This window comes from Streptosporangium sp. NPDC050148 (genome assembly GCF_055586505.1).
Map to the genome: position 1 here is coordinate 40,961 of NZ_JBVJIA010000009.1, position 26,724 is coordinate 67,684.

21 protein-coding genes and 1 tRNA gene are annotated in these 26,724 nt (G+C 73.4%); 11 read left to right on the forward strand and 11 right to left on the reverse strand.

What is annotated here, in order from left to right:
* Positions 1–183 precede the first annotated feature (183 nt).
* Positions 184–1,038 (reverse strand): arylamine N-acetyltransferase, encoded by an 855-nt coding sequence (locus ACZ6RT_RS12300; RefSeq protein ID WP_399187696.1) that lies wholly within the window; start codon positions 1,036–1,038, stop codon positions 184–186.
* Between the two features lie 102 nt (positions 1,039–1,140).
* Complete coding sequence (locus ACZ6RT_RS12305) at positions 1,141–1,662, reverse strand: SSI family serine proteinase inhibitor (protein ID WP_399187694.1); 522 nt, start codon at positions 1,660–1,662, stop codon at positions 1,141–1,143.
* Positions 1,663–1,905: 243 nt separating this feature from the next.
* Here ACZ6RT_RS12305 and ACZ6RT_RS12310 point away from each other — a divergent pair, with 243 nt between their 5' ends.
* The gene (locus ACZ6RT_RS12310; RefSeq protein WP_399187692.1) at positions 1,906–2,595 is read left to right on the forward strand and encodes a response regulator transcription factor; all 690 of its coding nucleotides are present in this window, start codon (positions 1,906–1,908) and stop codon (positions 2,593–2,595) included.
* A 209-nt stretch (positions 2,596–2,804) separates the two neighbouring features.
* On the forward strand, positions 2,805–6,677 hold the full coding sequence (locus ACZ6RT_RS12315) for a DUF4153 domain-containing protein (RefSeq protein ID WP_470153408.1): 3,873 nt from the start codon (positions 2,805–2,807) through the stop codon (positions 6,675–6,677).
* A gap of 183 nt (positions 6,678–6,860) precedes the next feature.
* Here the strand turns inward: ACZ6RT_RS12315 and ACZ6RT_RS12320 are convergent, their stop codons facing one another.
* Positions 6,861–8,555, reverse strand: a complete 1,695-nt coding sequence (locus tag ACZ6RT_RS12320) for a glycosyl hydrolase family 8 (RefSeq protein WP_399187688.1) — start codon at positions 8,553–8,555, stop codon at positions 6,861–6,863.
* Between the two features lie 239 nt (positions 8,556–8,794).
* Between ACZ6RT_RS12320 and ACZ6RT_RS12325 the strand changes: the two genes are divergently transcribed.
* The 4 genes from ACZ6RT_RS12325 to ACZ6RT_RS12340 all read left to right on the forward strand — a co-directional run bounded on the left by ACZ6RT_RS12325 (position 8,795) and on the right by ACZ6RT_RS12340 (position 13,278).
* The gene (locus ACZ6RT_RS12325; RefSeq protein WP_470153410.1) at positions 8,795–10,318 is read left to right on the forward strand and encodes an N-acyl-D-amino-acid deacylase family protein; all 1,524 of its coding nucleotides are present in this window, start codon (positions 8,795–8,797) and stop codon (positions 10,316–10,318) included.
* A 178-nt stretch (positions 10,319–10,496) separates the two neighbouring features.
* Complete coding sequence (locus tag ACZ6RT_RS12330) at positions 10,497–11,606, forward strand: alanine racemase (protein WP_470153412.1); 1,110 nt, start codon at positions 10,497–10,499, stop codon at positions 11,604–11,606.
* A 43-nt stretch (positions 11,607–11,649) separates the two neighbouring features.
* Positions 11,650–12,036, forward strand: a complete 387-nt coding sequence (locus tag ACZ6RT_RS12335) for a Rid family detoxifying hydrolase (RefSeq protein WP_399187681.1) — start codon at positions 11,650–11,652, stop codon at positions 12,034–12,036.
* Between the two features lie 30 nt (positions 12,037–12,066).
* The gene (locus ACZ6RT_RS12340; RefSeq protein ID WP_399187679.1) at positions 12,067–13,278 is read left to right on the forward strand and encodes a hypothetical protein; all 1,212 of its coding nucleotides are present in this window, start codon (positions 12,067–12,069) and stop codon (positions 13,276–13,278) included.
* Between the two features lie 50 nt (positions 13,279–13,328).
* On the opposite strand, the gene ACZ6RT_RS12345 is transcribed toward ACZ6RT_RS12340, so the two are convergent.
* Complete coding sequence (locus ACZ6RT_RS12345) at positions 13,329–13,883, reverse strand: TetR/AcrR family transcriptional regulator (RefSeq protein WP_399187677.1); 555 nt, start codon at positions 13,881–13,883, stop codon at positions 13,329–13,331.
* An 86-nt stretch (positions 13,884–13,969) separates the two neighbouring features.
* Between ACZ6RT_RS12345 and ACZ6RT_RS12350 the strand changes: the two genes are divergently transcribed.
* Entirely contained in the window at positions 13,970–14,755 is a 786-nt protein-coding gene (locus ACZ6RT_RS12350) for an alpha/beta fold hydrolase (protein WP_470153415.1), read from the forward strand.
* Here the strand turns inward: ACZ6RT_RS12350 and ACZ6RT_RS12355 are convergent.
* A complete protein-coding gene (locus ACZ6RT_RS12355; protein WP_470153417.1) occupies positions 14,707–15,327 on the reverse strand; it encodes a LysE family translocator in 621 nt (206 codons plus the stop codon). The genes ACZ6RT_RS12350 and ACZ6RT_RS12355 overlap by 49 nt on opposite strands.
* 113 nt (positions 15,328–15,440) lie before the next feature.
* On the opposite strand from ACZ6RT_RS12355, the gene ACZ6RT_RS12360 reads away from it, so the two are divergent.
* Positions 15,441–18,329 (forward strand): helix-turn-helix transcriptional regulator, encoded by a 2,889-nt coding sequence (locus ACZ6RT_RS12360; RefSeq protein WP_470153419.1) that lies wholly within the window; start codon positions 15,441–15,443, stop codon positions 18,327–18,329.
* Between the two features lie 151 nt (positions 18,330–18,480).
* Here ACZ6RT_RS12360 and ACZ6RT_RS12365 read toward each other — a convergent pair whose 3' ends face one another.
* Positions 18,481–18,861 carry a response regulator transcription factor gene (locus ACZ6RT_RS12365; RefSeq protein ID WP_470153602.1) on the reverse strand — a complete coding sequence of 127 codons (381 nt, stop codon included), beginning with the start codon at positions 18,859–18,861 and terminating at the stop codon, positions 18,481–18,483.
* A gap of 522 nt (positions 18,862–19,383) precedes the next feature.
* Between ACZ6RT_RS12365 and ACZ6RT_RS12370 the strand changes: the two genes are divergently transcribed.
* Positions 19,384–20,574: a Cmx/CmrA family chloramphenicol efflux MFS transporter gene (locus ACZ6RT_RS12370; protein ID WP_470153420.1), complete on the forward strand. Its 1,191-nt coding sequence runs from the start codon at positions 19,384–19,386 to the stop codon at positions 20,572–20,574.
* 79 nt (positions 20,575–20,653) lie between these two features.
* Here the strand turns inward: ACZ6RT_RS12370 and ACZ6RT_RS12375 are convergent, their stop codons facing one another.
* Positions 20,654–21,817: a serine hydrolase domain-containing protein gene (locus ACZ6RT_RS12375; protein ID WP_470153422.1), complete on the reverse strand. Its 1,164-nt coding sequence runs from the start codon at positions 21,815–21,817 to the stop codon at positions 20,654–20,656.
* A 1,136-nt stretch (positions 21,818–22,953) separates the two neighbouring features.
* On the opposite strand from ACZ6RT_RS12375, the gene ACZ6RT_RS12380 reads away from it, so the two are divergent.
* Together ACZ6RT_RS12380 and ACZ6RT_RS12385 are read left to right on the forward strand one after the other, a co-directional pair.
* Complete coding sequence (locus tag ACZ6RT_RS12380) at positions 22,954–23,439, forward strand: C40 family peptidase (protein ID WP_470153424.1); 486 nt, start codon at positions 22,954–22,956, stop codon at positions 23,437–23,439.
* A gap of 316 nt (positions 23,440–23,755) precedes the next feature.
* Positions 23,756–23,830, forward strand: a tRNA-Arg gene (locus ACZ6RT_RS12385).
* Positions 23,831–24,132: 302 nt separating this feature from the next.
* On the opposite strand, the gene ACZ6RT_RS12390 is transcribed toward ACZ6RT_RS12385, so the two are convergent.
* The 4 genes from ACZ6RT_RS12390 to ACZ6RT_RS12405 all read right to left on the reverse strand — a co-directional run bounded on the left by ACZ6RT_RS12390 (position 24,133) and on the right by ACZ6RT_RS12405 (position 26,704).
* Positions 24,133–24,867 carry a hypothetical protein gene (locus ACZ6RT_RS12390; RefSeq protein WP_470153426.1) on the reverse strand — a complete coding sequence of 245 codons (735 nt, stop codon included), beginning with the start codon at positions 24,865–24,867 and terminating at the stop codon, positions 24,133–24,135.
* Positions 24,860–25,408 carry an RNA polymerase sigma factor gene (locus tag ACZ6RT_RS12395; protein ID WP_470153428.1) on the reverse strand — a complete coding sequence of 183 codons (549 nt, stop codon included), beginning with the start codon at positions 25,406–25,408 and terminating at the stop codon, positions 24,860–24,862. The genes ACZ6RT_RS12390 and ACZ6RT_RS12395 overlap by 8 nt, the downstream gene beginning before the upstream one ends.
* Positions 25,312–26,010, reverse strand: a complete 699-nt coding sequence (locus ACZ6RT_RS12400) for a carbon-nitrogen hydrolase family protein (RefSeq protein ID WP_470153430.1) — start codon at positions 26,008–26,010, stop codon at positions 25,312–25,314. Before ACZ6RT_RS12400 ends, ACZ6RT_RS12395 begins: the two co-directional genes overlap by 97 nt.
* 124 nt (positions 26,011–26,134) lie before the next feature.
* A complete protein-coding gene (locus tag ACZ6RT_RS12405; RefSeq protein ID WP_399187657.1) occupies positions 26,135–26,704 on the reverse strand; it encodes a dihydrofolate reductase family protein in 570 nt (189 codons plus the stop codon).
* Between the last annotated feature and the right edge of the window lie 20 nt (positions 26,705–26,724).

The following is a 26,724-nucleotide window of genomic DNA, read 5'->3' on the forward strand; positions in this document are numbered from 1 at the left end:
AAGAGGCGACGAGGCGGCCACCGGATCCCGCGACCGGAGCGGGACGGCCCGGAGAACGGGGGGGCAGCCGCGGCCGGAGCGGGACGGCCGGGAGAACGGGGGGGCAGCCGCGGCCGGAGCGGGACGGCCCGGGGAACGGGGTCGGCCGCGGTCGGCCCAGGGCGGCCCGGGGAGGGGGAAGGATCAGCCGCGGTCCGCCGCCCACTTCTCGTGGGCGGTCCACAGGCGCCGCCACAGCGCGGCGCGTTCGGCCGGGGTGACGTCGGTCAGGGGGAGCGCGAAGACGTCGGCCAGCACCTCGAAGTAGTCGCGCTCGGTCTCCGCGGTGAGGCCGTGCTCCCGGTCGCCCACCCGGGTGAGGACGAGGCCGCGCAGGATGTCGGCGCCTCCGGCGTCGCGTCGTGCGACCGTGGCCACGCGGACGAACCCCGACTCCGGGGAGGTGGACAGGAACTCGTGCGTCCCGGCGAACTCCGGCATCCGCGCGGGTGCGGTACGGAAGTCCATGCCGGCGAAGGAACCGCGCGGGTCGTGGTCGAACCGCCATCCGCCGGGCTCCGCCTCCGAGGGACGCAGGCCGTAGGTGAAGGGCCCCTGCCGGTAGGTGCCCGCGACGAGCGGCAGGGGGGCGTGCAGCCCGTCGCCCATTCCCAGGTCGACCAGCCACTCGCCACCGGGATTCTGCGGATCGGGCAGACCGGACACCGTGAGCACCAGATGGTTGCCGGTCGCCCCCGCCTGGTCCTCGGGGCGGCGTCCCTGGACCCCGCCGACGTGCCTGGTCACCCGGTAGCCCAGTTCCCGAAGCACCCCGGAGAAGGCGCCGTTCAGGTGGTAGCAGTAACCGCCCCTGCCCCGGACGATCCGGGCCGCCGACTCCGCGGGATCCACCGTGGTGGAGCGTCCGAGCCAGATCTCCAGGCATTCGTACGGCACGCGTTCGGCGTGGGCCCGGTGGAGCAGGTGCAGTGACTCCACGCTCGGGGGGCCGTCCACCCGGGCGCCGATCCTGCGGAGGTATGCGGGAACATCGATCACCCTGACACGGTAGCTCCGCCCGCGGGCGGGTCCCCGTCGCGGTCCTCGTCCGGAACGGGCCGGGCCGGAGGGCCGGGCTGGAGGGCCGGGCGGAGGTCGCGGTCAGAAGACGGCGATGTCTCCGAGCGAGCTCCGCAGCAGGCAGTTGTTGCTGAAGGTCTGGGAGGACACGTAGAACCGGCCGTCCCAGATGCCGCCCGCCGATATCGTGACCGGGTCGTAGATCAACGGGCAGAACGCCTTCGTCGACGGCTTGATCTTCCCCACGTCGCCGTTCACGCGGATCAGGGCCGCACACGCGTTCTGTGACTTCGGGTGCGTTCCTCCCCTGATCGGCGTGCACTGCAGCACCACGACCCGGGTGGTCGGCGAGATGGTCGCTCCCTGGTTGATGGAGAGCACGACCGCCCGGCCCAGGACGAGGCCGGTGGACCCGCCCCGCCGCTCCGCCGGATCCGAGGGGCCCGACGGGCCCGCCGGACGCGAAGGCCCCGACGGGTCCGGCACCCGCGCCATGACCGGCGTCCCCGGCGACGGCCCGCCGTCCGGACCGGCGTTCGCGGGCGACACCCCGAGGGTGGCCATCCAGCCGGTGAGGGCTGCAAGGCAGACGATATGCCTCATGAATGGCCCCATCGTTATCATCCCCAGATCACATGAAGTTCGGTGTTCCCAGCCTGACCTGCCGTGATCCGGTCACCAAGCGACGGTTTTCAGGCATCGGTCAAGATTTTCACCGGTCGGTAAAATCCGTCACGACCGGCACGGGGGGTGTCCGGGCATGGCGGCGCCGACGGCCGGGCCGTGCGCGAAACCTTCACAATTCCCCCCAGGTCTTCTGCACCGCCGCGGTCTACGCTGCCGAGCATGGCAACCCCTCAGCAACGACGCGTCCTCGTGGTCGAGGACGACGAGACGATCGCGCGGGCCGTACGTCACCGGCTGGCCGCCGAGGGCTTCGACGTGCAGATCGCCGGGGACGGGGAGGCGGCGCTGGCCGCCTACGCGAGGACCGGGCCCGACGTGGTGGTGCTGGACCGCCTGCTGCCCGGTCTCGACGGCCTGGAGGTGTGCCGGCGGATGCAGGCGGCCAGGCCGGTGCCGGTGCTCATGCTCACCGCGCTGGGGGAGGAGACCGACCTGCTCGTGGGGCTCGGGGTCGGGGCCGACGACTACATGGCCAAACCGTTCAGCATGCGCGAGCTGGTCGCCCGGGTGCACGCCCTGCTGCGCCGGGTCGAGCGGGCCTCACAGCTCGCCGTGGACGACACGGTCATCCGCGTCGCCGACGTCGAGATCGACACCGCCGAGCGCCGGGTCTACGTGCGGGGCACCGAGGCCCAGCTGACCAGGACCGAGTTCGACCTGCTCTGCCGCATGGCCGAACGCCCCGGGCAGGTCTTCGAGAGGGAACGCCTGCTGACCGACATCTGGGGCTTCTCCGAGGCCGCGGCCACCCGCACGGTCGACAGCCACGTCCGGGCCCTGCGCCGCAAGCTGGGGCCCGGCATCGTCCGTACCGTCCACGGTGTCGGCTACGCCCTCGTCAAGCCGTGACCGCGCGGCACGGGCCGGGCCGCGGGTGAGCGCCCGCGCGCTCCGACGGCGTCCCGAGCGCGGCCGATGGCGTCCAGAACGCGGCAGGCGGCGTCCCGCGGGCGGCCGACGGCGTCCGGAGCGCGGCAGGCGGCGTGGGCACGTCCGGCGTCCTGGGCCGGTGCCCGCGAACGGGCGAGAACCGATCGTCCCCGTCGTCACTCGAACCCATGTACACCCATCACTTCGACATCGGGATGCGCCGACCAGTGAGACCCCTCGACTTCCTCGGCCGGATCAAGGCGAAGCTCGGCATGGTGATCCTGCTGGCCGTGGTGGCGGCGTTCGTCGTCAACGAGGTCGGCATCAACGCCGGATACTCGCGCGACGTGCGCGTCGCGGTGGCCGCGGTGTTCGCGCTGATCATGGTGCAGCTGCTCGCGCGGGGAATGACCAAGCCGCTGCGCGAGATGGCCGCCGCCGCGCAGACCATCGCCAAGGGCCGGTACGGCCTGCGCGTCACCGCCACCTCCCGTGACGAGGTGGGCGAGCTGGCCCGCGCCTTCAACGCGATGGCCGCCGACCTGGGCGAGGTGGACCGGCAGCGCCGGGAGCTGGTGGCCAACGTCAGCCACGAGCTCCGCACGCCGATCACCGCGCTCCGGGCCGTACTGGAGAACGTGGTGGACGGGGTCTCCGATCCCGATCCCGTCACCCTGGGCACGGCGCTCGCGCAGACCGAGCGGCTCGGGCGGCTGGTCGCCCAGCTGCTGGACCTGTCGCGGCTGGAGTCCGGCGCCCGCCTGATCGAGCGCGAGGACGTCGAGCTGCGCCCGCTGTGCGAACAGGCCCTGCGCGAGGCCGTACTGGCCAGGGAGGGCGTCACGGCCCGCTGCGAGGTCCCCGAGGGGCTGAGCCTGCGCGCCGACCCCGACCTGCTCGCGCAGGTCCTCGCGAACCTGCTGGACAACGCGGTACGGCACAGTCCCGCCGGTGGGGTGGTGGTCCTGGCGGCGGCGGCCTCCGGGGACGGTGTCCGGCTGCGGGTGAGCGACCAGGGCCCCGGCATCGCGGCCGAGGACCGGACGCGGGCGTTCGAGCGCTTCTCGCGGCTGGACGCCGGACGGGCCGCCGACGACGGCGGCGCCGGGCTGGGTCTGGCCATCACCAAGGAGATCGTCGAGCTGCACGGCGGCTCCATTCGCGTCGAGGACGGTGTCGGCTGCCACGTGGTGACCGACCTCCCGGAAAGGATCGAGATGACCTCCCCGTCTTCCCCGGCCCAGGGCTCGCCCGCTCACGGCCCCGTCGGCACCGGGGTCTCGGCCCGGGTGCCCTCCACCGGGGAGCCTCCGGCCCGGGAGGCCCCGTCGCGCACCTCCCGCGCATTGGAGCCGACCGCCTCGGAGTCGCTCGTCGTGGAACCGTCCGTGCCGGAACCGGCCGCCCCGGAGTCGGCCGTCGTGGAGTCGCTCGTCGTGAAGTCGCCCGCCTCGGAGGCTGCCGTCGCGGAGGCGGGGGAGGGGAGGCCGGGGCAGGTGGCCGGGGGCGCCGGTCCCCTCGCGCCCGTTCTTCCGGGCCGGGGTCCCGCGGACGGCACGCCCCCGGGCGGACCTCCGGAGCCGGACGGCCCACCCGTTCCGTTCGGGTCGTCCGGGCTTCCCCAATCGTCCGGAACGGCCGGTTCCGCCGGATCCCGTGGCCCGGACGGACCGGCTACGTCCGGTGACCCGGGCACGGCGGGCTCATCGGGTTCGTCGGGCGGCTCCGGCTCCGGTTCCGGTGAGCCGGGCGGCCCTGGTGGCTCGGATGGGCCGAGTGGTTCGGGTGCCCCGGCTGCCCCGGCTGGTCCGGTTGGTCCGGTTGGTCCGGCTGGTCCGGGTGGTCCGGGTGGCCCGAGTGGCCCGAGTGGCCCGGACGGGTCCGGCGGTTCGGGAGGGGCGGACGAGGGGGACGAACCGGCTCGGCCGACGGCGTCCCCGGCGTCGCCGTCGCCGTCACCGTCGAGAGTCCCGCCGTACCCCCCGCAGCCGGTCCTGGTCCGGAGCGGGGACGCGCGTCCGCAACAGGTCGTGGTGCGGAACTGGGCGGGGGCGTTCCTCGGGGTCTTCCTCGGTGGTGTCGCGGGAGGGCTCTGCGCCATGGTCGTCGGTATCGCCATGTCGGGGATCGACTCGATGCTCGGGATGATGGCCGCCGCCGTCCTGTTCGTGGGCGGCGGGTTCGTCGGTACGGTCCTCGGCGCCACCACCTCCTTCAACGACCCCCTCGCCGTCCATGAGCGGCTTCCGGACAGGCACCAGGTCCAGGGGGCCGTGGCGGTGCCCGCCGTGGCGAGGCGGGTCCCGGCCGGGCAGGGCGCGACGGGGCCCGCGAGCGGGAGCACGGGCGCCACGGGCGCGGAAGCGGGGGCCGCGGGCAGGACGGGAGGCACGACCCCGGGAACCACGAGCCCCGGAACCACGAATCCCGGAACCACGACGCCCGGGACCCCGTACCCGAGGGGCACGAGCCAGGTGGGCACGAGCCAGGCGGGCGCGAACCCGGGGACCGCGGGCGTGACGGTCCCCGCCCGGACGCAGGCGGGGGCCCCGGGCGGGCGCGGGGCGGGAGGCTACGAGGCGCCGCCCATCCTGCCCCGGCCGGATCTGCCGGACACGCCCCGCTGGGTGCTCCCGGCGTCGGCCGCCGTCGGCCTGCTCGCCGCGGTCGCGGTGCCGTACAGCAGGGCCGGGCTGGGGCTCGTGCTGGTGGCCGTCGCCATGGGGGCGGCGGTGTTCCCCGCGGTGCGCCGACGGATCACCCCCTGGTCGGTGGCGCTGGCGGCGATCGCCTACGGCCTGGTCGTCACGGTGCTGTTCAGGGACGCGGACTGGCTGGTCGGCGTGGTGTCGCTGGCCGGGTTCCTGACGGCCGCGCTCGCCCTGTCGGGAGCCGGTCGCGGCTGGTTCGGGGTGCTCAGGGGCGGCGCGTCGGTGATCCTGGGACTGCTGCCGGTGCCGTGGTTCCTCGGTCCCCGGCTGAGGGCTCTCGCGGCCCGCGGGCGGGTGATGCCCCTGCTGGTCGGGGGCGGGCTGACCGTCGTGCTGCTGATGGTGTTCGGGGCGCTGTTCGCCTCGGCGGACGCGGTCTTCGCCGAGGCCGTCGAGCGGGTGCTGAGCGTGCAGGACTGGGCGGAGTCCATGCCGCTGCGGATCGTGCTGTTCGTGGTCTTCGCGGCCACGGTGGCCTCGGCGGTGCTGGTCGGCCTGCGGCCCGTGGCCGAGCCGCGCACGCCGGGTTTCAAGGTCGCGGCCGGCCGCATCCTGTGGGTGCTCCCGCTGACCGCGCTCAACCTGCTGTTCGCCACGTTCGTGGGGATGCAGCTGACCGTGCTGTTCGGCAGCACCCGATGGGTGGTCTCCGCCACCGGCCTGACCTACGCCGAGTACGCGCGCTCGGGGTTCTTCCAGCTCGTCGTGGTGAGCGTGTTCGTGCTGGCGATCGTGGCGGTCGCCTCGGGGGCGCTGGAGCTGAAGGGCTTCGACCGGTGGCTGATGGCCGGTCTGCTCGGGCTGCTGTGCGTGCTGACCCTGGTCGTCCTGGTCTCCGCGCTGCACCGCCTGGGCCTGTACGCCGACGCCTACGGCCTCTCCCGGCTGCGGGCCTCGGTGGCCGCGACGGTGTGGTGGCTGGGCGGGGTCTTCGCCCTGGTCCTCGCCGCGGGGGCGGCCCGGCTCGTCGGGCGCGGGCAGGCGTACTGGCTGCCCAGGACCCTCGTGGTGATGACCAGCGTCTCGCTGCTCGCGTTCGCGCTGTGGAACCCCGACCTGCGGGTCGCGGAGACCCAGATCGCCGTACGCGGCCCGGCCGGGGTGGACCTGGACTACCTGGGCGACCTCGGGGCGGAGGCGGTGCCCGCGCTGGACCGGCTGCCCGAACCGGCCCGCAGCTGCGTTCTGCGGGACGTCGTGGCCGCCAACGACCTGGCCGGGCCCGACCCCTGGAACGGCTGGAACCTGGCGCGGGGGCAGGCGAGGGAGCTGCTGGCGAGCAGACCGGTGCTCGAAGGCGTCGTGTGCCCGCAGACCGTCTCCCGGTCGGAGATCCCCTCCCAGTACTGACCGCCGCGCGGACGCGGCCCGTCCGAGAGGACGCGGCCCGTCCGACGGAACACGGCCCGTCCGACCGGACGCGCTCGGTGAAGGAGACGCGGCCCGTTCGGTTCGAGGAGACGCGGCCCGTTCGAAAGGACGCGGCCCCCGCCCGGGAGGCGGGGGCCGCGTCCGCGCGGGGGCGGGTGCGGGTCAGGGGACCCAGTGGTTGCCGGTCACGGTGATCATGACCTGGAGCTGGATGCTGGTCGAGTAGTAGTCGCTCGCGGTGAACGGGGTGTTGACCATCTTGGTCCACAGCGCGTCCAGCCACGCCTGGCTGCCCGGGTCGGTCATCGCCGCCACCGCGAACGGGGCGAAGTAGGCCGGCTCGCTGCCGCCGGAGATCTGGGTGCCGTTGAGCGAGTAGCCGATCGCGATGTTGTCCGGGTTCCCGCCGGTCTTGCCCTTGATCCAGGTGTTCAGCTTGCGCGCGGCCGCCAGCGACCTGGAATCACCGCTGGTCACCGCGTCGTTGCCGATCCGCCACGGGTCGCGGCAGGCGTTCCACCAGTACCGGCCGTCGTTGGCGTCCTCCAGCACCTGCCCGGGGGCGGGCCTGGGGGTGGTGTCGGTGTCGACCACGAAGTCCGCCAGCAGGCCGGTGTTCGGGGCGTGGGCGGCCTGCTGGGAGGCGATCAGGTTCTGGTGGTTGACGCGGACGGTGTCCCAGGTCGTGTCGCCGGTGGCCTTCCGGAACGCCCGGAAGTGGTCGATCATCCAGTCCGACGAGCGGCTGATCCAGTAGTACCGGTCGCCCGCGCTGCTCCAGTCGCCCAGCTTCATCAGCTTGGTGGTCGGGTTGACCTCACCGGCCTTGATGGCGTTGATGTGGTCGATCGCGAGCTTCCTGTAGTCGTACGTGCCCGAGCTGCCCCACTGCCGGTCGGCCAGGAGCAGGCCGTAGGCGACGTCGAGGTCGCCGTCGGTGGCCGAGTCGCCGCCGTTGACGCTCTGGCAGGCGGCGTTCTGCTCGGCGGCGAGCAGGCCGGGGGTGATCGACGACGGGTGGGCCAGCACGTACTTCACCAGGCCATCGAAGATCTTCTTCGCGTCGGGGTCGGCGCCGGCCATCGTGGCGGTGATCACCATGCCGTAGCCCTGCGCCTCGGCCACGTAGGGGTGGTCGGCGTCGGGGGAGATGATCTGATACCAGCCGTTGCCGCAGTTCTGCCTGACGAAGGCGGCCTTCCAGGCCCGGTAGTAGTCGATCACCTTCTGGTCGAGCGCGGCCACCGGGCCGCTCGGGCGCAGCGTCCCGGCCGCGTACGGGATCCTGTGGGAGCCGAACGGCACGGCCGGGCCGCCGGGGGGCGGGGTGACCGTCGGCGTCGGGGTGGCGCCGCCCCGGGTGCCGTAGACCTCCATCTCGTACAGCGAGTAGCCGTAGGGGGTCCCGCGGGACAGGCCGTACATCCGCACGTAACGGCCGGTGCCCGAGAGCGTCAGGTCGTCGGTGCCGCCGTTGCCGGTCGTGGTCGCGTAGACCTGCGTCCAGGCCGAGCCGTCGGGGGAGACCTCGATCCGGTACGAGGTGGCGTAGGCGGCCTCCCAGAGCAGCCTGACCCTGGAGACGGTGGCGGAGGCGCCCAGGTCGACGCGGAGCCACTCGGGGTCGTGGCCCTCGGCGGAGGCCCAGCGGGTGCCGGTGGAGCCGTCGAAGGCGGCGGCGGGGAGCAGCGTGCCGTCCTCGTTCGAGGACGAGGTGGCCGGGCGTCCCTGGGAGAGCAGGGAGTCGGCGGCGAAGCCGGGCGGGGCCACCAGGACGAAGATCGACGCGATCAGCGCCGAGGCCAGGGCCAGGATGAGGACGGTCGAGGGGTGTCGGAGACGCGGTCTCGCATGCACAGGGGGTGCCCTCTCTTCGATCATCTAGTTAGGAAAGGTTCCTAACTAGTGAAAGATGCCACCATTCCTACCATCCCTCGTCAAGCGGTGGAAGATCCGTGTTCCCGGGTGAGGCGGGTGCGACCGGCCCCGGGGACGGGCACGACCTGGCCCGCGGGCGGGGACGCACGGTCCGGGAGACGGGCGGGTAACGGGGCGTTCCGCTGTGCCGGGCACCCCGCGGATGATTGAATCCGGGCATGTCGTTCGACGTGTTGATCAGCGGTGGCCTGGTGCTGGACGGCACCGGGGCCCCTGCCCACCGGGCCGACGTCGGCGTCACCGGGGGCCGGATCGCCGCCGTGGGCCGCCTGGACGGCGCCGAGGCCGCGACCACGGTCGACGCCGCCGGACGCCACGTGATGCCCGGCCTGGTCGACTGCCACGTCCACGGCGACGCCCTCGTCCTCGACCCGGACGTGCAGCTCGCCGCGCTCCGGCAGGGGGTGACCACGTTCGTGCTCGGCCAGGACGGGCTCTCCTACGCGCCGTGCACCACCCAGGAGACCTTCGCCTACGTCACCCGGTACTTCGCCGCGATCAACGGTTCCCACCCGCTGGCCGACGGGCCGCTCGGCGTGGCGGAGCTGCTCGCGGGCTACGACCGGGCCACCGCGCTGAACACCGCCTACCTGCTGCCGCACGGCACGATCCGGCACGACGTGATGGGCGCGGCCGAACGCGCCGCCTCGGCCGGGGAGCTGACCGCCATGCTGGCCCGCGTCGAGCGCGGCCTGTCCGAGGGGGCCGTCGGGCTCTCCACCGGCCTGGAGTACGCCCCGGGCCGCTACGCCGACGCCGCCGAGATCGCCGCCCTGTGCGCCCCGCTGGACCACCTGCCGTACGTGACGCACATGCGCGGGTACGGCGCGTCGGCCCCGGAGGGGATGGCCGAGGTGGCCGACATCGCCCGGCGCTCGGGCGCGGCCGTGCACGTCTCGCACTACCACGGCCCGGCCGCCACGCTGCTGCCGCTGGTCGACGAGGCCCGGCTGCGCGGGCTGGACGTCACCTTCGACACCTACCCCTACCTGCGCGGCAGCACGATCCTGGCGATGGTCGCGCTGCCCGGGTGGGTCCCCGCCGCCGACACGGACCGCGCGCTGGAGATGCTCCAGACCCGGCCGGTCGAGTGGGACGAGACGCTCTGGCCCAGGATCACCTTCTCGCACGTGCCCGGCGCCGAGTGGGCCGAGGGGCTGACCCTGTCCGAGGCCGCCTCCGGGGCCGGGCTGGAGCCGGGGGAGTTCTGCCGCAGGATCCTGATCGACACCCGGCTGGAGGCCGGGTGCGTGGTGGCCCGTCCCGACGAGGGCGCGGGCGGCGAGGAGTCGGTCCGCGCGATCCTGCGCCACCCGGCCCACACCGGCGGCTCCGACGGCATCTACGTGGGTGGCCACCCGCACCCCCGCGCGTACGGGGCGTTCGCCCGGATGCTCGGCCACCACGTGCGCGAGACCGGCGACTGGACTTTGGAGCAGGCGGCCGTCCACCTCGCCTCGCACCCGGCCCGGCGCTTCGGCCTCGAGGGCCGCGGGCTCGTCCGTCCCGGCCAGGTCGCCGACCTGGTCGTCCTGGACGCCGGGGCGGTCGCCGACCTGGCCACCTACGCGGCCCCGCGCGCCCTGGCGGCGGGGGTCGGCGACGTCCTCGTCTCCGGGGTGCCGGTCCTGGCCGGAGGGCTGCTCACCGGAGCGACCCCGGGCAGGGCGCTGCGTCCCTGAGACGCGCCCGCGGCGGCGCCCGGCCGCCGATGAGACGTGCGTGAGACTCGTCCCCGAAGGGGGCGCCGTGAGGATAGGGTCCTCAGGGCGAACGAGGGGGACGTGATCTCCCATGCCCGGACATCGGCGGCCGATCGGCCACCGGGATCCCGGGGCGAGCACAGGGAGGGGCGGGGACGTGAAGGGGATCGTGGACCCCGGCAGGGCCGTGGGGACGTCGCTGTTCGGCGGGGCGTTCACCTTCCCCGTGATGGTGGCCCGGCGGAGCGCGCTGGAGCACAACATCGCCACCCTCGCCACCTTCACCCGCCAGTACGGGATGATCTTCGCCCCGCACGCCAAGACCACCATGTCGCCCGAGCTGATCGAGGCGCAGCTGGAGGCGGGCGCGTGGGGCATGACGGTCGCCACCCCCAGCCAGGCGCTCACCCTGCGCGAGTTCGGCGTCCCCAGGATCGTGCTGGCCAACCAGGTCTTCGACCCGGCCGGTCTCGACGCCCTGGCCGCAGAGCTCACCGCGGACGAGACGTTCGAGTTCCTGTGCTTCGTCGACTCGACGGCCGGGGTCGAGACGCTCTCCCGGCACGCCGGGACCAGGCCGTTCCGGGTGCTGGCCGAGCTGGGCCACCCGGGCGGGCGGGGCGGCAGCCGCACCCTGGAGCACCTGCTGGAGGTCGCCTCGGCGGCACAGGCGGCCGACGGGGTGGAGCTCGCGGGCGTCGCCGGGTACGAGGGCTCGCTGGGCTCGGCCGGGGAGGTCCGGGCCTACCTGCACCGGCTGCTGGAGGCGCTGGAGCACCTGCGGGTCCGCGACCCGATCCTGTCGGTGGGCGGCAGCCAGTGGTTCGACGTGATCGGCCGCGAGCTCGTCACCTGCCCGGCCAGGGTCATGCTGCGCAGCGGCGCCTACGTCTCCCACGACGACGGCTACTACCGCGAGCGCACCCCGTACACCCGGATGGACGGGGAGCTGCGCGCGGCGCTGGAGATCTGGGCGCACGTGCTGAGCGTTCCCGAACCCGGCCTGGCCGTGGTCGGGTTCGGCAAGCGGGACGCGCCCTTCGACGAGGGCCTGCCGATCCCGCGCGGGGCCGTCGCGGACGCGACCGTGCTCAAGGTCCAGGACCAGCACGCGGTCCTGCGGCTCGCGCCGGGCTCGCCGGTCAGGCCGGGCGACCTCGTGTCGTTCGGCATCTCCCACCCGTGCACCGCCTTCGACAAGTGGCGGGTCATGCCCGTGGTCGACGACGACCACGTCGTCGTCGGCCTGCTGAACACCTTTTTCTGATTCCCGATGTCCCGTCCTTCCCATCGTTGAGGAGTGTTGTGAGATGAGCGCCAAGCAGGAACTGCGGACCGACGAGGGAGCCGCGCCGGTGGGGGCCTATTCGCAGGGCCTGGTGGTCGGCGACTTCGTCTACACCTCGGGCATGGGGCCGCTGAGCCCCGAGACCGGCGAGGTCGTCGGCACCGACGTGGCCGAGCAGACCCACCAGGTGATGCGGAACCTCGGCGCCATCCTCGCCGCGCACGGGCTCGGCTTCGACGACGTGGTGAAGGCGACCGTGCACCTGCAGCACCTCAAGCGTGACTTCGCCGCCTACAACGAGGCGTACAAGTCCTACTTCACCCGCCCCTACCCGGTGCGCACGACCGTCGGCTCGGAGCTGATGGACATCCTCGTCGAGATCGACTTCGTGGCCCACCGGCCGCGCTAGGGTCCGATCGGTTCCAGGGAGGGCGACGGCTTGGACAGCTCGCTATACGTCTACGTCGAGGACGTACGCGGGGAGGGCATGGAGGCGGTCCTCGACCGGATCACCGGGTACGGGGTGCGGGGGGTGACCGTGGCCGCGGCCTACCACCGCGCCCGCGACGTCACCCCGCACGGCCGCGCCCGGGTGACGGTCCGCAGGGACGGCGCGCACTTCGTACCGCCGGCCGACCTGTTCGACGAGCTGCGGCTGGTCCCGCCGCTCCAGGACGGGGCCGCCGACGAGCCGCTGGCCGCGCTCCGCGAGGCCACCGCCGAGCGCGGGCTGGCGCTGCACGGCTGGACCGTCTTCCTGCAGAACACCACGCTCGGCCTGGCCGAACCCGACGTGACCGTGCGCAACTGCTTCGGCGACCGCGGCTCGCCCGCGGACCTGTGCCCCTCCCACCCGGACGTGCGCCTGTACGCGGTGGCGCTGGGCCGGGCCGTGGCCAGGCAGGGCGTCGACAGCGTGGTGGCCGAGGCGCTGCACTTCGGCACCTTCGGCCACGGCTACCACCACGAGCGCAGCTTCGTCCCGCTCGGGCCGATGGACACGTTCCTGCTCGGCCTGTGCTTCTGCGGTTTCTGCATGCGCCGCGCCGCCGACCTGGGCGTCAACGCCGAGGTGGCGCGGGAGGAGTGCTCCAGGATCGTGGGCGCGGTGCTCGACGGCGCCCCGCCCGCGCAGGGCGAGGTGACCCGCGCGGCGCTGACCGCGTACGCGGGCCCCGAGGTGGTCGCCTACGCGCGGGCCCGCTCGGAGACGGTGACCTCGCTGGTCTCCGACGTCTCCACCGCCGTCACCGCGGAGGGTTCGAGGCTGGTCTTCCTGGACGCCACCGGCGCGGTCAAGGGCTACAACGACGGCCTGCCCTCCTCCGGGCTGGCGGCGCACGACTCCTGGCAGCTCGGCGTCGACCTGGTCGCCCTGGGCGACCTGGTGCCCTCGCTCGGCGTGCTCGCCTACGCCCGCGACGCGGGCAGGGTGGCCGAGGACGTGGTCGCCTACCGCCGCTCGACCGGCAAGGACAGGGAACTGCGGGCCGTGCTGCGTCCCGGCCTCCCCGACACCGACTCGGCGGAACGGCTCGCCGCCAAGGTCCGCGCCGTACGGGCGGCGGGCGCCGACGCGGTCGACTTCTACGCGTACGGGCTGATGCCCTACCCGATCCTGGACCGCATCCCGGGCGCGCTGTCCGCCTGACCGGGCCCTGCCCTTCCGGGAGTCGTCCTTCGTGGGCGGTCCGTCCGGCCTCAGCGGGTGGCCGAGCCGTCCAGGACGGCGCTCACGACCTGGGCGGGGAAACCCTCGCCGAGGGGCAGGCCCCGGAAGATCGCGCGCAACCAGACCGCCCCGGCGAGCAGGTCCATGATCAGCATGGGGTCGGCGGTGGCGGACAGCTCGCCGCGCCGCCGCGCGCGCTCGAAGACCGCGGCCTCCCGCGCGAACCGGTCGGCGAAGAACCGCCGGGACGCCTCGGCCAGCTCGGGATGATGGACGGCCGCGCCGAGGGCGGCCACCGCGACGTCGGAGGCCGGGGGACGGGTCAGAAGGGCGACCATCCCCTCGACCAGGGCTTCGAGGTCCCCCCTGAGGGCGCCGGTGTCGGGCGGCTCCAGGGCGAGCAGGTCGGCCTCGACCAGCGCGGCGGCCAGCAGCGCCGCCTTGGACGGCCACCACCGGTAGATCGTCGTCTTGTTGACCCCGGACCGCTCGGCCACCCCCTCGACCGTCAGGCCCTCGTACCCCCTGGCGGCGAGGAGTTCGAGGGTCGCCCGGAAGATCTGCCGTTCGCTGCGCGGTGCCATGCGCCCACCATAGCAACGCAACGGTGCGTTGTGTTCTAATCGAGGTGTCCGGAGCCCCCGAGCCCCGGAGACCTTGGAGGTCCGCCATGTCCCCTGTGCTCCCCATCGTCCTCGTCCACGGCGTCCGGGTCAGCGCGACCATGTGGGACCCGGTCATCTCCCGCCTGGACCGCCCCGCGACCGCGCCCGACCTGCCCGGCCACGGCACCCGCAGGGGTGAGCCGTTCACGATGGACGCGGCCGTCTCGGCGGTCGCCGACGCCGTGGACGCGGTGGGAGGCCGCGCCCTGGTGGCCGGTCTCTCGCTCGGCGGATACGTCGGCATCGCCGCCGCCGGACGTCTCCCGGAACGGGTGGCCGGGCTGGTCGCCATGGGGTGCACGGCCCGGAACCCGGCCATGGTCCGCCTCTACCGGTTCGCCGCCTCGCTCGCCGCCCGCGACCCGGCCCTGGCCGACCGGCTCGGGGCGCTCGCGCTACGCCGTCTCCTGCCCGGCCCGGCCGGGGAGGCGGCGGTGGCGGGAGGGCTCTCCAGCGAGGTGCTGCCCCAGGTCGTCGACGCGGTCTCCGGCCACGACCAGCTCGCGGCGCTGGCCTCGTACCCGGGACGCGTGTGGCTGGTCAACGGCGCCAGGGATCCGTTCCGGTCGCAGGAGCGCGACTTCCTCCGCGCCTGCCGCGACGGGCGGCTGATCCTGATCCCCCGGCGGGGACACCTCGGCGTCCTGGCCGCCCCCGGCCCGCTGGCCCGCCTGCTGGGCGACCTGTGCGACCAGGTCGACCGGTGCGGGCGGGACCCGCACGCCCTGACCGGGCCGTCCCGTCAGGTGGAGCGGCCCGACAGCGCGGTCGCGAGCCCCAGCCCCAGGTAGACGACCCCGCTGAGGTTGCCGAGCACGCCCGACCTGGTCCTCAGCCGCCTGCCGAGGGCGTCCGCGCTCAGGGCGTAGATCAGGTCGGAGAGCAGTCCCAGCAGCAGCAGGGTCCCGCCCAGGACGGCGATCTGCAACGGCACCGCGCCCGCCTCGGGGTCCACGAACTGCGGGAGGAAGGCCAGGAAGAAGAGGATGACCTTGGGGTTGAGCACGTTGACGACGACGCCCTCGAGGAAGACCGACCGCAGCGGCTGCGGCACGGCCTGTCCGGCCGCGAGCTCCTGCCTGCTCGTCAGCGCCCGGACGCCCAGGTACACCAGGTAGGCCACACCGGCCCACTTGATCACGTTGAACAGGGTGGCGGACTGCGCGATCACGTACGACAGACCGGCCGCCGCGGCCGCGATGTGCACCATCGTGCCCACCTCCACGCCGAACGCGCTGGCCACGCCCGCGGCCCGGCCCTGCGAGACCGCGCGGGTGATGATGTAGATGTGGTTCGGGCCCGGTATCAGCACCAGGGCGAGGGACGCCAGCGCGAAGATCAGTAATGTGGACGGGGAGATCATGCCTCGACCCTAGGACCGCGCGGCCTGCCACGGTCAGGACCAATGCGCGGGCGCTTCAGCGGACCAATCGGCCCGGCCCGTCCTCCGGCGACGCCGCCGGTGGGGGTCGGTGAGTGCCGGAGCAGCATGGGATACTCGCCGACGTGGGGTGGCGGAGCGGGCGGAGCGCGCTGATCGGCAGATCGAGGGAGCTCGATCGGCTGACCGCGGTGCTCGACGCCGCCGCCGCCGGACAGGCCGGGGTCGCCCTGCTGGGCGGCGACGCGGGCATCGGCAAGACCAGAATGATCGCCGAGCTGGCGGAGCGGGCCGCCTCGGCCGGATTCGCCGTGCTCATCGGGCAGTGCGCCGAACTCGGCGACGTCCTGCCGTACCTTCCGCTGGCCGACGCCCTGCGCTCGGCGCGCGGGGAGCTCCGCGCGGCGCTCGACGCGCGGCCGGTCCTGGGCAGGCTGCTGCCCGGAGGCACCGACCCCGGCATGGAGAGCACCTCCGGCCTGACCCAGCAGCAGCTCTTCGGCTCGGTGCTCGGTTTCCTGTCCGCGCAACCCGTGCTGCTGGTCCTGGAGGACCTGCACTGGGCCGACCAGTCCACCCGCGACCTGCTGGTCTTCCTCAGCCGGATGCTGCAGACCGAGCGCGTCTGCCTCGTCGGCACCTACCGCACCGACGACCTGCACCGGCGCCATCCGCTGCGCCGGGTCCTCGCCGAGCTCAACCGCCTGCCCTCGGTGACGTCGGTGGAGCTGGGGCCCCTCGACCGGCACGAGATGACCGACTACCTCGCCGCGCTGGGCGGCACCGACCCCCGCGTGATGGGCGAGGTCGTCGACCGGGCCGAGGGCAACCCGTTCTACGCCGAGGAACTGCTGGAGGCCGCCTCCGACGGCTCCTCGATGACCGAAGGCCTGGCCGGTCTGCTGCTCTCCCGGACCGAGCTGCTCTCCGACCCGGCGCAGCAGGTGCTCCGCGGCGCGGCCGTCGCGGGCCGCCGGGCCGACCACGACCTGCTCCAGCGGGCCTCCGGCCTGGAGGACCTGGCCTTCGAGGAGGCCATGCGGGAGATCGTCTCGCGCGGCCTGCTCCAGCCCGACGGGGACTACGGCTACGCCTTCCGGCACGCGCTCCTGCAGGAGGCCGTCTACAACGACCTGCTGCCCGGCGAGCGGACCAGGATGCACGGGGAGTTCGCCCGCCTGCTGACGGCCCGGGGAGGGTCCGCGGCCGAGCTCGCCCACCACTACCTGGCCGGGCACGACCTGCCCGAGGCGCTGGCCGCGTCCGTGGAGGCCGGGCGCAGGGCCGAGCGGCTGGGCGCTCCCGCCGAGGCGCACCGCCACTTCGACCGGGCGCTCGGCCTGTGGGACCGGGTGCCGGACGCCGAGGACCGGGCCGGGATCGACCACGTGAGCCTGGCGGTCCGCAGCGCCACCGCAGCGGCCGACAGCGGGGACAACCACCGGGCGATCTCCCAGCTGCGGCGGCTCCCGCCCTCCGCCGAGATCAACGAGCGGCTGTCGTACATCCTCACCGACCTCGACGACGAGCAGGGCGCGATCGCCGCCGCGCACGCCGCCGTCGAGGCGGCCCCCGACGGGCCGGTGCTCGCCCGCGCGCTCGCCACCTATGCCCGTTCCCTGCAGTGGAGCGAGCGGCACGACGAGGTCGAGGCCATGGCCGGCCGTGCCCTGGAGACGGCCCGCGCGAGCGGCGCCGCCGACGCCGAGACCAGCGCGCTGATCACGCTCGCCGCGCTGGCCGCCCTCGCCGACGACATCCCCCGGGCCAAGGAACTGCTCGCCTGCGCCACCGCCGAGAGCTCCGGCAACCTCGCCGTCGACCTGCGGGCCATCTTCACCCAGGCCCGGGTCCAGTACGAGAACGGCGACCTCGCCGAGGCCGCGGTCAGCGCCGACCGGGGGCTGCGGCTGGCCTACGACAGCGGGCTCAAGTGGAGCACCTTCGGCACCGACCTGCGCTTCCTGCGCCTGCTCGTCCACTACGTCGCCGGGGAGTGGGAGGCGGCCGAGAAGGTCGCCTCGGGGTTCGCCGTCCGCGTCGGCACCCCGGCCGAGGCGCTCCTGTCGTCCTTCGCGCTCTTCGTCGAGGTCGCCAGGGGCCTGCCCGTCGTCGAGGAGCGCCTGTCGTGGCTGGAGCCCTTCTGCCAGAGGGACCCCCTGGTGAACGCCATGACCCGCGGCCTGGCCGCCGAGCACGCCCTGTGGCACGGCGAGGCCGAGGTCGCCCTCGAACACGCCCGCGCGGCGATCGAGGGCCTTCCGGTCAACGACCCCGCCGCGATCCGCCTCAGCAGCACCGCCCTGTGGGCCCTGGCCGAGCTGGGACGTCCCGGCGAGGCCGACGCCTTCCTGGAACGGGCCAGGACGCCCGCGGCCATCGGCCCCGGGTCCGTCCGCCGGGGGCCGCTCGGGCCCGAAGGGCTGGCCTGGCTGGCCAGGGCCGAGGCCGAGTGGCACCGCGCGCACGGCCGCCTCGACGTCGCGGCGTGGCGCGCGGTGGTCGAGGCGTTCGACTTCGGGTTCGTCTACGAGGTCGCGCGCTCGCGCCATCGGCTGGCCGAGGCGCTGCTCGCCGCCGGGGACCGCGCCGGGGCGCAGCAGGAGTGGGGGCTCGCGGTCGAGGCCGCCGCGTCCCTGCGCGCGGAACCGCTCGGCGCGGCCCTGGCCGAGCTGGGCCGCAGGGCGCGCTTCTCCGCGCCGCCGTCCACGGCCGGCGAGGAGCCGGTCCCGGTCTCCGCGAGGTCGGCCCCTGCGCGACCGGTCCCTGCGCGATCGGCCCCCGGGCGGGCGGCGCCGCTCACCGCCCGCGAGCGGGAGGTGCTCGCCCTGGTGGCCGAGGGGCTGCCCAACCGCGAGATCGGCGAGAGGCTGTTCATCGCGCAGAAGACGGTCAGCGTGCACGTCTCCAACATCCTGTCGAAGCTGGGCGTCGCCTCCCGCACCCAGGCCGCGGCCGTGGCCCATCGGGACGACCTTCTCTGACGGGGGGAGGACGCGGTGGCCCGCCGAGACGGGGAAGAGGACGCGGTGGCCCGCCGCCATGTCACGACATGTCGGTAAGTGCTCCGGCGTGCGGCCGGAAGCGTCCCGGCGTCGGCGTGCGGCCGGAGGCGTTCCCGTGTGGCGCGGAGGGTCAGGAGCCGTTCCGGCCGCTGCGCGCGGTCAGGGCCAGCTCCCGTACGACCTGGATCAGCTCGGCCGGGTCGAAGGGTTTCGTGAGGTAGGCGTCCACCCCGATGCCGAGGCCCCGCCGCTTGTCGTCCTCCTGCGCCCGCGCGGTGATCAGGACCACCTTGATGTGGCCGGTCCCCTCGCCGCTCCGCAGCCTGGTGGCGGTCATCCAGCCGTCCAGCCTGGGCATCATGACGTCCAGCGTGATGACGTCGGGCATCACGTCCAGCACCCGGTCCAGGCAGTCCTGCCCGTCGGAGGCCGTGTCGACCTGGAACCCCTCCAGGGTCAGGTTGACCGCGATGAGCTGCCGGATGACGTCGTCGTCATCCACTACCAACACCCTGCCCAGAACCTCTCCCACGGGCGTGAGGCTAACCGCTCCGCCGCGTCCCCGCGCGGGTTTCCGCGGATGTCCACGTACCCGTACCGCAGGAGGAAGGAGACCCGTCCCGTCCGTCCGGTCCTCCCGTTCGGCTCTCCCGCCCGCCCGTCCCGGGTAGGGCGTGCCGCACCGCTCGGCGGGCCCGCGGTCAAACGGGTGGACACGCCGTTCCCGGGCTTGCTAGCTTGCGCCTGTGTCCAGCCCCGAGGCGTCAAGACTCTAGCCACCGGTCGTCCGGTGGCCGCCCACGTCGTCGCGTCGAAGCACCGTGGCCGATGAGGCCGCGGTCGTCGCCGTCCGCGACCACCGCCACCGGATCACCGTAGAGCGGGCCGTGTCCGACCTGGACCGTGCGTCACCTCCGTGACGCCGGCGGGTCCTTCCGCGCGGTGACCGCGCCCCGATCGGACGTTCCTTCTCCGGTACGGGCGCGGTCCCGTTCTCTCTCACCGATCCACCATGTGGCTGTGGAGTCCTGTCATGCCATTCGTCGTCCATCTGCTCGGACTGGCGGTCTTCGCCCAGGGAACGTCCGAGTTCATGCTGTCCGGCCTGGTGCCGGACATCGCACGGGACATGCACGTGTCCATCCCCGCGGCGGGGTCGCTGACCTCGGCGTTCGCGGTGGGGATGGTCGTCGGCGCGCCGCTGATGGCCGTCCTGAGCCTGCGCCGGTCGCGACGTCGCTCGCTTCTGACCTTCCTGATCACCTTCCTGCTCGTCCACGTCCTCGGCGCGGTCACCACCGACTTCGGGGTGCTGCTGGCCACGCGCGTCATCGGGGCGCTGGCCGGCGCGGGGTTCCTGGCGGTGGCCCTGGCGACCGCGACCGGTATGGTCGCGCCCGACGCCAAGGGCCGCGCCACCTCCGTCCTGCTCGGTGGCATCACCCTCGCCTGCGTCGTGGGCGTTCCCGCCGGTGCGCTGCTCGGCCAGCTGTGGGGATGGCGCTCGGCGTTCTGGGCGGTGGCCGCCGTGTCGGTGCCGGCCGTCATCGCGATCCTGCGGGCCGTCCCGGCCGGCGCCCCCGACCCCGCCCACATGAGCGTACGCGGGGAGCTGCGCTCGCTGCGCGATCGGCGGTTCCTGGTGACCCTGCTCCTGGGGGCCCTCGTGAACGGCGCGACGTTCTGCACCTTCACCTACCTCGCGCCGCTGGTCACCGTCGTCAGCGGGATCGAGCCCGCCTGGGTGCCCGCCGTGCTGGCGCTCTTCGGCCTGGGGTCGTTCCTCGGCGTCACCGTCGGCGGCCGCGTCGCCGACGTGCGACCCGTGCTGCTCCTGGCGGCCGGCGGGCCGGCCCTGCTCATCGGCTGGGTGGTGTTCGCGGTGACCGCCGGGAACCCGGTGACGACGGTTCCGCTCGTCCTCGTCCAGGGGACCCTGGCGTTCGCCGTCGGATCGACGCTGATCTCACAGGCGCTCTACGCGGCGGCCGGGGCGCCGACCCTGGCCGGAGGGTTCGCCACGGCCGCGTTCAACGTGGGCGCCGCGATCGGCCCCTGGCTCGGCGGGATCCCCATCGGCGCGGGACTCGGGTACCGCTCGCCGCTCTGGGTCAGCGCGCTGATGGTGGCCCTCGCGCTCGTCGCCGGTGCGGTCCGGGGGATCCGGCGCGGGACGGCGAATCCTCACGGGGATCCCTTTCACGGGGATTCCGTGGTGACGTAGCCGCCCGCGCCGCATCGTACGGTGCGGAGAAGGTCTTCCGTGCGGAAGGCCGGAGAGCGCCCCGCGCGGCCTCTCCGGCCTACGCGGGGTTCCCGGGTCTTCCGGCCGGTCCGTTCCCGCCGATGCCCCCGGCCTTCTCAGTGTCCTCAGTGTCCTCAGTGTCCTCGGTGTCCTCGGTGTTCTTGATGTTTTCGGCCTGCCCGGCCTGCCCGCCCTGCCCGGCCTGCCCGGTCTCCCCGGTGTGCCCGGTGTGCCCGGCTGCACCGGCCTCCTCGGTGAGCTTCGCCAGCATGACGAATCCGGGGCGGTCCACCGAGATCGCGGTCGCGGACAGGACGACGACTCCGGTTCCGGCCGCCCGGTCGATTCCGATCCACGTACGGAACCCTCCCGTGCCGCCGTTGTGCCAGGTGACGAAACGTCCCTTCGTTTCGAGGACGACCCATGCCGCGCCGATACTTACCGCCCGTCCGGCGAACGTCGTCACGGGATCGAGGGCGGTGATGCCGGGAGCGCTGCCGTCCAGCAGGGCGGAGGTCAGCGTGGCCATGTCCTCGATCGACGCCCGGATCCCGCCCGCGGGCCCCAGCGCCTCTCCCGTCCAGGGCTGCTGTTCCCGGCCCGACCTGGTCCTGCCGGTGATCGCACCGGGTCGCAGCTCGTCCGGGGCCGAGGGGACGTAGAACACGCCGAGTCCCAGTGGCTCGGCGATCCGCTCGTTCACGAGCTCCCGGTAGGTCGTACCGGCCGCGCGCGCGATCGCGTGACCGAGCAACTCGAACCCGAGGTTGGAGTACCGGGGGCGCGGTCTCCCGACCTGTACCTCCCGGGCCTGGGCGAGGAGCTCGTCGAGGTCCTCGCCGTAGGGGTTCGTACCGTGCCTCCACAGGGAGAAGGTCCGCCGCCACGGCTTGGCGGACGCGGGCAACCTCGGCAGGCCCGAGCGATGCGTGCTGAGCGACGCCAGCGTCACGCCCGCCGCGGGAACGTCTCCGAGGGGCAGGAAGTCACCGAGGGTCGATTCCGGGCCGATCTCCCCGCGGTCGAGCGCGTCGGCGTAGAGCAGGCCGGTCACCCCCTTGGAGATGGAGCCGATCTCGAAGTCCGCGCCGAGGGGGGCGCCCAGGCTCGTCACCCTCGTGCCGCCGGGGGAGACGGCGGCGGCGGCCACCACCGGGTGACGCTCACCGACCGCGTCACGGAGCCTTACCGCGAGCTCCTCGTCGCCGTACGGGCCCGTCATGACCCGGCACCGTACGAGCGGTGGGCGGCGCCCCGATGAGCGGCGTGACCGGTGTCCCGGCGAGTGGCGCCCGCCCGCTCGGGCTCCTCCCGGAGCCGCACCGTCGTCACCGGTTCACCTCGGAAGGCGATGGTCGTCGTACCTGGCGTGGGTGTCATCCGCCGCGCACCGTTCATATGTCAACTCTAGTTGACGTAGTGGCCCGTGAGCAACCACGGCCGCCGGTCCCGGGGCGAACATCCCGGTCGGAGGCCCGTTCCGGTTATCCACAGAACCACATTCGGCTTCTTGGGGATCAGCGTCTCCCGCGCATCCTGGGGCCTCGATCCTTCATCGAGCCCAGGAGGCCGTGCGTGATCACGAAATTCGCCACCGTCACCATCCTCTCGGCCGCCCTGGCAGGGGGCCCGCAGATCCCCGCGCCGCACCTCCCCGCGGCCGTCTGCGACATCTGGGTCAGCCTGTTCCTCCCGTTCCTCCGGGCCGCCCCGCCGGGGGCCGTCCACCGGCTGCCGGAGGAGACACGCGCGACCCTCGCCCTGGCCTGTGGATCCACCTCGCCCGATCTTCCCGCCCTGCCCGCCTCTCCGGCCGTGAACGGCCACCGACCGACGGCCCTGTCGGCTCGGGGAGGTGAGCAGCCGCCGGTCGCCACGCAACCGGAAGGCCGCCGGCCGGGGGAGTTCTCGCCCGAGGGCTGGTGGCAGGAGAGGCCCGCGGATGTGGACGGGCGGCCCTTCGGGTTCGCGGCCCCGGACGGAGGGCCATCTGACCCCGCGACCTCGGGCGGAGGGTCGTCTGAGCTCACGACCCTGGACGGAGGGTCATCCGGGCTCATGGCCCAGGACGGGCGACCCGCGAAGCCCCCGATCACGGGTGGAGAGGTGTCCGAGTCCTTGGGCGCGGGCCTGCGGCAGGAGGAGTCCCCGGAGGAGTCCACGGCCGCGAGCGGGTGGCCCGCGAAGCCTCCGGCCTCCGGCGGACGGCCGACGACCTCGATCACTCCCGGCACGACATCCGCTTCCGGCAGGCTGTCTCCTCCCGGTAGGCCGTCTGCTTTCGGCAGGACGTCCGGGACCCTCCGGGGTGGGCAGGAGACGTTCTCCGGCACACCCGAGGCGACGTCCGGCGGGCCGGTGTCCTCGCGAAAGGGGAAGGCGTTCGCCGACCGGCGGCAGGCGTCTCCGAAGGGAAGGCGGCCGTCGTCACGAGAACGCGCTCTTCCCTCACGAGGCGAGATCGCGGCCGCCGCGGCGCTCCGCCAGCTCGGCAGGCCGTACGTCTGGGGAGGCGGTTCGAGCACGGGCCCGACCGGCGGGGGCTTCGACTGCTCGGGTCTCGCCCTGCACGCCTGGTCCAAGGCGGGGATCACGCTCGTCCACTACACCGGCACCCAGTTCAGGCAGGGTCGTAAGATCCCCTTCTCCCGGCTCCGGCCGGGGGATCTGGTCTTCTTCGGCAAGGACGCCAAGAAGGATCCCACCCACGTGGGCGTCTACCTGAAGGACGGGATCATGGTCCACGCCCCCAAGACCGGTGACGTCGTCAGAACCGTCGACTTCGCCGCCTCGCCCTACTACCGCTCCCTCTACCGAGGCGCCGTCCGCCCCTCTGCGGGCTGACTCCCGTCCCTCCCGGGCGCACCTCATCGCTCACCCGTGAGGCGACCGACCCTGGATCCCACCGGTCGTCCCCGAAGCGGCCGTGGCCCACTCCACCACCGATCACCCCCGAAGCGATCACGGCCTGCTCCACCACATGTTCCCGAGCCGACCGGTCGCCCTCGCCGGACCGCTTCGAGCCCTCCGGCGGCGGCCCGTCACCCCGCGGTTCCGCCGATCCACTGCTCCAAGGCGGTCCCGAGTCCCCTTGGTGATCACCGGTTGCCTATCTGAGTGTCGGTTCCCCCCAGGATGCTGGTAATGTAATCACGCGTTGGCCCCCTTAGCTCAGGGGATAGAGCACCGGCCTCCGGAGCCGGGAGCGCAAGTTCGAATCTTGCAGGGGGCACCAACCGAAGGCCAGGACAGAGATTCTCTGACCTGGCCTTTCGCTTGTCCCGGTGATGGTCCGGTGCGCCGTCATCCAGTGATGGAGACATCGGATGCCGAGTGCCGTGGACGGCCGCGAGGCATGGTCGTTCTTGCTCGCCGGGTCTGTATGTCCGGCGGGGCGCCGGTGGTGGCGGACCCACCGGCCGACTGAGCGGCCGATGTACCCGCACGATCGATCGGTGTCCTCGCACGTGTCCGGTCCACTGGCAGGTCCCGCCGCTCACCGTCGTGGAACGGCTCGCGGCGGCGGCCGAGGCAGTCCTATCGGGAAGCGTCGTAGACGGCGACCGACCAGGGCTGGGGTCGTGTACCGATCCGGGCGGCGAGCGTATCCGCGGTCTTCGTGCCGAGCCTGTACCTCCCGTCGCACACGGCCTTGCCGCACCTGAACGCGTCGCGGGGCGACATGATCGGGGCGTCCGGGGGGAAGACCCAGAACGTGACCGTGTGGGTGCGGCTCGTCCAGCCGGGCTCGTGACTCTTGTCGCCGAAACGGCTGCGCGTGCCGTCGGGGCCGCAGACACCTGGCGCCTCGCTCAAGCCGTGCTCCCAGGGTTCGGAGACCAGGACGAAAGAGCCCGGTGCGGAGCAGCGCAGCACGATCGCTGTCCTGGTGCTGGTGGGGCGGAACCTCAGGGTGACCTTCGTCGCCGTGCTCCGCGCCGTCTTCGAGCGAAGAAGCCGGAGCCCTTCGTACGTGGCCGGTGGTTCGACGGACGGCGTGGGCGGGACGGACGTGGGCGGCACGGACGGAGACGGGGCGATGGGAGACGGAGCCGTCAGGCCGCCGGTCATGATGACCACGGCGAAGGCCACGACGGCCGTCACCGCGGCGCAGGCCAGTGCCCAGGTCCAGCCGGGACGTCGCCTGGAGCTGCGACGACCGGTCGGCCGCCGTTCCTCGACGGTCAGCCGGTCACGCGCACGGGCCACCACCTGGGACGAGGGAGGCGGTACGTCCGGAACGGCCTGCCCCAGCAGGCTGATCTCATCCATCCTGGGCCTCCTTCAGGGGGTTCGCGTCGCCCAGGGCCTTGCGCAGTTGCTTGCGCGCCCGGTTCAGCCGGGACGCGACGGTCCCGTACGGAATGCCGAGGGCGGCGGCCACCTCCGCGTGGCTGAGGCCGCCGAGAGCGAGGAGGAGGACCACGTCGCGGTCACGCTTGGCGAGACCGGCCAGTGCCCCCGCGAGCCTGCCCGTCACCTGCCGCGCGGCCAGCCTGGTCGTCACCGGGCCTTCGGGTCCCTCCTGGTCGTCGGCCGCCTCGGCCCGGCTGAGCGTCTTCCGCCGGCGTACCTCGTTCCGCCGGTGCCCGGCCAGGAGGTTGGTGGCGATCCCGTACAGCCATGGACGGATCCCGCCTCGGGAAGTGAGCGTCGAAGACCCGGCCGAAATCCTCGTGCGGCGACCACTCGCCGATCCCGGCCTGCGGCCCGGGATCAGGAGCGCTGGCCGATCGTCAGGCGGACGACCTCGTCCGGCTCCGGTCCCGCCTGGGCGGCCAGGTCGCCACCCGGCCTCCAGAACCCCGAGCACCCGGCCGTGTGCTCGAAGCCGCCACCGGTCGGTCCCGCGAAGCTCGCCACCGCCACCCAGACACGGTGATCGGTGGCGATCCGCCGCGCTCTCTCCTGCTGAACCGCCACGTCCGCCGCCTGGTGGACCACTCCGGCCGCATAGACGTCGATCCCCAGCGCGGCGGTCTCCTCGGCGTGCTGCGCGATCATCAGGTCCCGGCAGATCGCCAGTCCCAGCCGGAGGCCGTTCACCTCGATCACCTCGGACCGCTCCCCGCAGGCGAACCGATGCTCGCTGGAGTGCACGTTGACCTTGCGGTAGGCCACCCCGACCCCGTCGCCGTCCACCGCCAGCATCGCGATGTACTCGAGTCCCTCTTCTGCGACCGGTGCCCCGACCAGGGCCAGCGCCCCCGTCTCCGCGCAGGCCTCCACGATCGGCCTCAGCCTCAGGTCCTCCGCGGTGATCGCCGGAGCGTCCAGGTGATACCCCGTAAGCGACAGTTCCGGAAATATCACCACCCTGGCCTCTGCTCTTCGCACCATCTCCGCGTGCCGTACCGCGTTCTTCTCCACGTCGTACGGCACACAGTCCGGTTGAGCCACCGCCAGCACGAGCACAAGGACCTCCGAAGAAGGGATCACCACGGGCGACCCAGATGACGGCCATCATTTCATCGGGGACCGGGACCGTCGGGGACGAGGACGCCCTTCAGGACGGGGCGGTCACCTCAGGAGGAGGCGGTCACCTCAGGACCCGGTACCGCAGGTGAGTGGCGTGGCGGGACTCGATCACCTCGGTGCGCTCCAGCCGGATCTGACGGCCGAGATGCTCGAACAACCGGGTGCCGCCGTTCAGGATCACCGGGGCGACGTGCAGGAACAGCTCGTCGACCAGCCCGGCCGCCAGCGCCTGCTGGATGATGCCGGCGCCGCCCATGATGTGCACCGGCCTGTCCCCGGCGGCCTCGATCGCCTGCTCGACGGCGCGCTCGACGCCCCCGGTGACGAACGTGAACGTGGTCTCGCCCTTCACGACCACGTCGTGCGGCCGGTGGGTGACCACGAACACCGGCAACCGGTAGAACCCGCCCTCGGCCTCCCAGCCCTCGGTCTCGTCGTACACCTTCCGGCTGGTGACGACCGATCCGGCGAGCTCGCGGTCCTCGCCGATGGCGAGGTCCATGCTCCGGTCCTCGCCGACCCAGGCGTGGAGGACGTCGCCGCCCTCGCCCAGGCCGGGGTGGCGGTCGAGGTTCGGGCCGGTGACGAAACCGTCCAGTGACATCGAGATGTTCGCCTCCACCGTGGCCATGGCGACTCTCCTTCGGATCG

Coding starts and splice junctions, on each gene's coding strand:
- ACZ6RT_RS12345 (WP_399187677.1), bottom strand. CDS start 13,883: ATGGCACCGCGCAGCGAACGGCAGATCTTCCGGGCGACCCTCGAACTC.
- ACZ6RT_RS12390 (WP_470153426.1), bottom strand. CDS start 24,867: ATGGATGAGATCAGCCTGCTGGGGCAGGCCGTTCCGGACGTACCGCCT.
- ACZ6RT_RS12370 (WP_470153420.1), top strand. CDS start 19,384: ATGCCATTCGTCGTCCATCTGCTCGGACTGGCGGTCTTCGCCCAGGGA.
- ACZ6RT_RS12335 (WP_399187681.1), top strand. CDS start 11,650: ATGAGCGCCAAGCAGGAACTGCGGACCGACGAGGGAGCCGCGCCGGTG.
- ACZ6RT_RS12355 (WP_470153417.1), bottom strand. CDS start 15,327: ATGATCTCCCCGTCCACATTACTGATCTTCGCGCTGGCGTCCCTCGCC.
- ACZ6RT_RS12350 (WP_470153415.1), top strand. CDS start 13,970: ATGTCCCCTGTGCTCCCCATCGTCCTCGTCCACGGCGTCCGGGTCAGC.
- ACZ6RT_RS12305 (WP_399187694.1), bottom strand. CDS start 1,662: ATGAGGCATATCGTCTGCCTTGCAGCCCTCACCGGCTGGATGGCCACC.
- ACZ6RT_RS12405 (WP_399187657.1), bottom strand. CDS start 26,704: ATGGCCACGGTGGAGGCGAACATCTCGATGTCACTGGACGGTTTCGTC.
- ACZ6RT_RS12315 (WP_470153408.1), top strand. CDS start 2,805: ATGTACACCCATCACTTCGACATCGGGATGCGCCGACCAGTGAGACCC.
- ACZ6RT_RS12310 (WP_399187692.1), top strand. CDS start 1,906: ATGGCAACCCCTCAGCAACGACGCGTCCTCGTGGTCGAGGACGACGAG.
- ACZ6RT_RS12325 (WP_470153410.1), top strand. CDS start 8,795: ATGTCGTTCGACGTGTTGATCAGCGGTGGCCTGGTGCTGGACGGCACC.
- ACZ6RT_RS12375 (WP_470153422.1), bottom strand. CDS start 21,817: ATGACGGGCCCGTACGGCGACGAGGAGCTCGCGGTAAGGCTCCGTGAC.